This window comes from Micromonospora sp. NPDC052213 (assembly GCF_040679695.1).
Classification (GTDB): Bacteria; Actinomycetota; Actinomycetes; order Mycobacteriales; family Micromonosporaceae; genus Micromonospora.
In genome coordinates this window covers 88,813-91,086 of record NZ_JBFAVI010000008.1, presented here as the reverse complement: position 1 = coordinate 91,086, position 2,274 = coordinate 88,813, and the positions used below count along the sequence as shown (strand labels likewise).

At 69.8% G+C, this 2,274-nt stretch carries 3 protein-coding genes; all 3 read right to left on the bottom strand.

What is annotated here, in order from left to right:
• Positions 1-90 precede the first annotated feature (90 nt).
• The 3 genes from AB0L34_RS04255 to AB0L34_RS04245 all read right to left on the bottom strand — a co-directional run bounded on the left by AB0L34_RS04255 (position 91) and on the right by AB0L34_RS04245 (position 2,075).
• On the bottom strand, positions 91-546 hold the full coding sequence (locus AB0L34_RS04255; protein WP_357459558.1) for a DUF2550 domain-containing protein: 456 nt from the start codon (positions 544-546) through the stop codon (positions 91-93).
• 12 nt (positions 547-558) lie between these two features.
• Positions 559-843 (bottom strand): F0F1 ATP synthase subunit epsilon, encoded by a 285-nt coding sequence (locus tag AB0L34_RS04250; protein WP_350684044.1) that lies wholly within the window; start codon positions 841-843, stop codon positions 559-561.
• 89 nt (positions 844-932) lie between these two features.
• Positions 933-2,075 (bottom strand): LCP family protein, encoded by a 1,143-nt coding sequence (locus tag AB0L34_RS04245; RefSeq protein ID WP_357459555.1) that lies wholly within the window; start codon positions 2,073-2,075, stop codon positions 933-935.
• Between the last annotated feature and the right edge of the window lie 199 nt (positions 2,076-2,274).

Genomic DNA, 2,274 nt, shown 5'->3' with positions numbered 1-2,274 from the left:
TGGGGTTTCCGGGGAGCCCGCCCGCGAAGGGATCAAGCCTGACCGCCCGGAGCGGGTGGGCTCCCCGGAAACCCCAAGGACGAGGGGACGTCAGGCAGCGGGCCAGTCCTGGGAGGCCAGACGCGGCGAGACCGCCCCCGGAGGGGCGGCCTCGAGCCAGGAGAGGAACCCGGTGACAGTGGATCGCGCCATGGCGATCTCGACCGGAGCGTGGTTGCTGGTACAGCGGAGGATGACCCAGTCGGCGGGCATGGAGAGGCGTTCCTGCCCCTCCGGCAGCCGCCGGCGCTCCACGGCCAGCCCCTTGCGGGAGAGCACCCGCGTGGGACGGATGGCGAAGCTGAAGACCCGGTACCAGCGGAGTTCGTCGCCGACGAACCGGCCGAAGCCGGGGGACCAGCCGCGGCCGTCGAGCATCGTGGAGGTCCGGACGCCGAGCCGGATGATGCCTCCGCTACGCGTGACGACGGCCCGCCGGGCGAAGAGGATCAGAAGCGCGCCGAGGATGACGGCTACGCCGATTCCGATCCCTTCGACGATCCCCATCGGCGGTGCGGCTCAGCGGCTCTGTGCGGCGGAAACCGGGGTGGCGCTCTCGGCCAGGACGGTGACGCCGTCGGCGGTCACCGAGAGGAAGCCACCGGCGACCTCGTAGGAGACCTGCTCGCCACCGGCGAGCTTGATGCGTACCTGGCCGGGCTCGGCGAGCTGGCCGAGCAGGGGCGCGTGCCCCGGCAGCACACCCAGCTCACCCTCGGTCGTCCGGGCGACGACCATCTCGGCGTCACCGGACCAGACCTTCTCCTCGACGGCTACGAGCTCGACGTGAAGCTGCTGTGCCACGCTGTCTCCTTGCTGCGGCGGCGGATTGTCGAAAGTCTAGTCTTGCCGCGGACGCGCCCCCAACGCGGGTGGCGAGACCTGCGCCACGGCTATTTGGCCTTGTTCTGGAAGTCGGGGTGCTCCAACAGGAACGCGTCCAGCTGCTCGTTCTGGAGGGCGGTGAAGAAGTCCTCGACCTCCGGCTCGAAGCGCTCGCCCCGGTACTTCCCGTTCTCGGTGACCCCGCCACCGGGCAGCTTGACCATCTGGATCGTCTCCGGGCGGATGTTCTTCAGGGCGATGCCGAAGTCGATCACGCTGTTGCCGCGGCCGCTGAAGATCAGTGACTGCCCGGCCGCCCGCAGCACCCGGTCCAGCTTGATCGGGTTCGTCACCACGTCGGCGCTCAGCGCCTGGCCGGCCATTGCCTTGACGAACTGCTGCTGGTGGCGCTGCCGGCCGTAGTCGCCGTCCGGGACGCCGTTCTTCGGGTAGCGCTGCCGGACGTAGTCGAGCGCCTGCCAGCCGCTGAGGTGCTGGTTGCCCTTCTTGTAGACCGCCTGCGGGCCGACGTAGCCCTCGCCGTACGGGTTGCCCTTGCGGTGCTTGCCGCTCGGCTCGCGGTGCTCGGAGCGCACGTCGCGCTCGATGTACATGTCGACGCCGCCCATCGCGTCGACGATCTTCTGGAAGCCGTTGAAGTTGATGATCGCGCCGGCGTCGAAGCGCTTGATGCCGGTGACCTTCTGCACCGTCGTCGCCAGCAGTTCGAAGCCCCGGGCGGCGTCCGGGTTCCCACCCGGCACCCGGCTGCCGTACGACATCGCCGCGTTGAGCTTGTCGGTGCCGCCGTTGAACTCCGCCCGGCTGAACTTGGGGATCTCCACCAGGAGGTCGCGCGGCATCGAGAAGAGGTAGGCACGGTCCATCTCGGCGGGCACGTGCAGCACCATGATCGAGTCGGCCAGCGGCGGCGTCTCCGGGTTGCGCGGGTCGATGCCGACCAGCAGGATGTTGAGCGGGCCCTTGATGTCGCTCTTGCGCTCCTTCGCCCCGGCCGCCTGGTCGCCGAAGAGGTCGGCCTTGCCCACCGCGCCCTCGTAGCGGGCCATCAGCGCCTCGGCGCCGACCAGGACCACGCCGCTGAGCAGCATGAGGACGGCACCGAACACGGTGCAGGCCCGGGCCCACCGCGGCACCCCCGACCACACGGACGACTTGCCGCCGCCCTTGCCGGCCTTACCCACGATCATCTCCGTTCGTCACGCCCACGATCAGGAGACGGGCGCACGCAGCCGATTCGTTGCACAGATCGACGCTCGCTCCCGGCGAGCGCGCGGATCGACGGTACCTCGCGTTCGGCTTGATCGCCGACCGCGCGGAACCGGGCAGCGGCGATCATAAGGCCCGAAGATGAACGAAAGGCCGCCCCGGCATTGCCGGGGCGGGCGT

What these genes read in the sequence shown, in the direction of transcription:
- AB0L34_RS04255 (WP_357459558.1), bottom strand. Translation starts at nt 546, where the DNA reads ATGGGGATCGTCGAAGGGATCGGAATCGGCGTAGCCGTCATCCTCGGC.
- AB0L34_RS04245 (WP_357459555.1), bottom strand. Translation starts at nt 2,075, where the DNA reads ATGATCGTGGGTAAGGCCGGCAAGGGCGGCGGCAAGTCGTCCGTGTGG.